The sequence below is a fragment of the Microbacterium sp. ISL-103 genome (genome assembly GCF_018613995.1).
Classification (GTDB): domain Bacteria; phylum Actinomycetota; class Actinomycetes; order Actinomycetales; family Microbacteriaceae; genus Microbacterium.
In genome coordinates this window covers 2,562-4,723 of sequence record NZ_JAGGPD010000516.1, presented here as the reverse complement: position 1 = coordinate 4,723, position 2,162 = coordinate 2,562, and the positions used below count along the sequence as shown (strand labels likewise).

3 protein-coding genes are annotated in these 2,162 nt (G+C 67.0%); all 3 read left to right on the top strand.

The features are described from left to right. Positions 1–503: 503 nt before the first annotated feature. From J7E68_RS16920 to J7E68_RS16910, 3 genes are read left to right on the top strand one after another with little or no spacing between them, the layout of a single operon-like run. Entirely contained in the window at positions 504–803 is a 300-nt protein-coding gene (locus J7E68_RS16920; RefSeq protein WP_215174554.1) for a hypothetical protein, read from the top strand. After that, positions 803–1,186 carry a ribosome silencing factor gene (gene rsfS / locus J7E68_RS16915; RefSeq protein ID WP_215174552.1) on the top strand — a complete coding sequence of 128 codons (384 nt, stop codon included), beginning with the start codon at positions 803–805 and terminating at the stop codon, positions 1,184–1,186. The genes J7E68_RS16920 and rsfS overlap by 1 nt, the downstream gene beginning before the upstream one ends. 1 nt (position 1,187) lies before the next feature. Next, a complete protein-coding gene (locus J7E68_RS16910) occupies positions 1,188–1,877 on the top strand; it encodes an SDR family oxidoreductase (protein WP_215174542.1) in 690 nt (229 codons plus the stop codon). The last annotated feature ends 285 nt before the right edge of the window (positions 1,878–2,162 follow it).

The window sequence follows — 2,162 nt, the reverse complement described above, 5'->3', positions numbered from 1 at the left end:
CGACGACGGGCCGGTCATCGCTGCTGTCGAGCCGCTTCCCGAGGCGCCCGGTCTCGTGACCGCGGTCCCCGCCTTCACTCCGGCAGCGCCCGCGGATGCCGACGTCGATGACGACGATGCAGCCGACGACGTGGCGGTTCCCGCGCCGGTGAGTGCCTCTGCAGGTGTCGACAGCAGCGACGCGTTCCCGTTCACGCCGGAGCCGTCCGCCGCGGCGGACGACGAGGCTGTCGCTGAGGCGAAGGCCGAGGACGACGAGAAGCAGGACGTCGCCGTCGCGGTCGCCGCTCTCGGCATCCAGATCGAGACTCCTGTCGACGATGACGGCGACGACGATCTCGCCGAGACCGACGACGTGCTGGCAGATGTCGACGAGGCCGATGATTCGGACATCACCGAAGACGAACGCCCCACGGTCAGCCCCGCGTTCGGACAGGAGCTGCTGAGCGATCCCGCCGAGACGAAGAAGCCGTTCGTGCCGTCCTTCGNNGGGAGAGCTCCTCGTGACCGGGTCGTACGGGCTTCCCAAGGGCCTCGGCTCGCAGGGACACGCTCACGGAACCACCGACGGCAAGGATGTGGATGCCGTCCTCATCGATGGCGAACTGCCTCCTGCCTCCTCTCCCACGCCGATCGCCGCAAGCTCGGCGGTCAGCACCATCAAGCCCGCCGGCGAGGTCATCCGCCCGCCCGCCCCCGAAAAAGGCAACAAGCTAATGCTCATCCTCGCGATCGTGGCGGGTGGTCTGGCGCTCGCGCTGGGCGTTTCCCTGATCGTCGCCTTCTCCATGAATGTGTTCTGATGCAGTCACCTGAAACCGCCGAAGAGATGCTGCAGATCGCTGCAGACGCCGCCGTATCGAAGGGTGGTGAAGACCTCGTCGCGCTCAACGTGTCGGAGCCCCTGCCGCTCGTCGACATCTTCCTGCTCGTCACCGGAAACAGCGAGCGAAACGTCGCCGCCATCGCCGACGAGATCGAAGACCAACTGCTCGAAGCCGGGCACAAGCGGGTGCGCCGCGAAGGCCGTGCCGAGGCCCGCTGGGTGCTCCTCGACTTCGGTGACCTGATCGTGCACGTCTTCCACCAGGAGGAGCGCGTCTACTACGGCCTCGAGCGTCTGTGGAAGGACTGCCCCGTCGTTCCCTTCGAGCTCGCCGATCCCGCCGCCGCAGACCGCGGCTGACATGCGCGTTCACCTGATCACCGGTGCCGGTTCCGGTATCGGCGCTGCCCTGGCGCGCCGACTTCTCGACCGCGGTGATCAGGTCGTGGTGCTCGCCCGTGATGCGGGCCGCGCCAAGGAGATCACCGCATCGCTGCCCGGTGCCTCCGCGTTGGTCGGCGACCTGTCGACGCCTGGTCGGCTCTCATGGGCGCTGTCGAAGCAGCCGCTGCCCGAACGCATCGATTCTCTGGTCCATGTCGCCGGCGTCGTCGATCTCGGACCGGTCGCGGATCTGTCCGCCACTCTCTGGGAGCGTCAGCTCGCGGTCAATCTGGTCGGGCCCGCGGAACTCACGAGGCTCCTGCTGCCCCTTCTGCGCGTCTCCCATGCGCGGATAGTGTTCGTCAACTCCGGCGCGGGGCTGCACGCGCACGCCGGGTGGTCGGCGTATGCGGCGTCGAAGCACGGTCTCAAGGCCCTGGCCGACTCGCTGCGCGCCGAAGAGGCCGAGCACGGTGTGCTCGTGACGTCGATCTATCCGGGGCGCACCGCGACGCCGATGCAGGAGCGCGTGCACCAGCAGGAGGGTCGCGACTACGATCCTGCGCGATTCATCGCTGCGGATTCGGTCGCGACGACGATCCTCACCGCGCTCGATCTGCCCGACGACGCCGCTCTCACCGACCTGACCATTCGGCCGACCGGCTGACACGGCACTCCGAAGCACCTCTTCTCACCTGTCAAGCCCCTGTGATCTTCGGATCTCAGCGTGGATCATCGGCAGTGGGGGAGAGAGTCTTGGAGGAATTTCATGTCCGGAGATCCAGATCCTAGATATGTGCTGCGTCGGGTCACGCCATCGGAATGGGTGATCAACGATCGCCGATACGAGGCGAACGACGCCCGGCACGTCGTGGCCTGCGTCTACGAATACGCCGATACCGAGGTCGAAGTCGTCTGGCTCCGCGATCTGCCGCTGGCTGCGCGCTACACC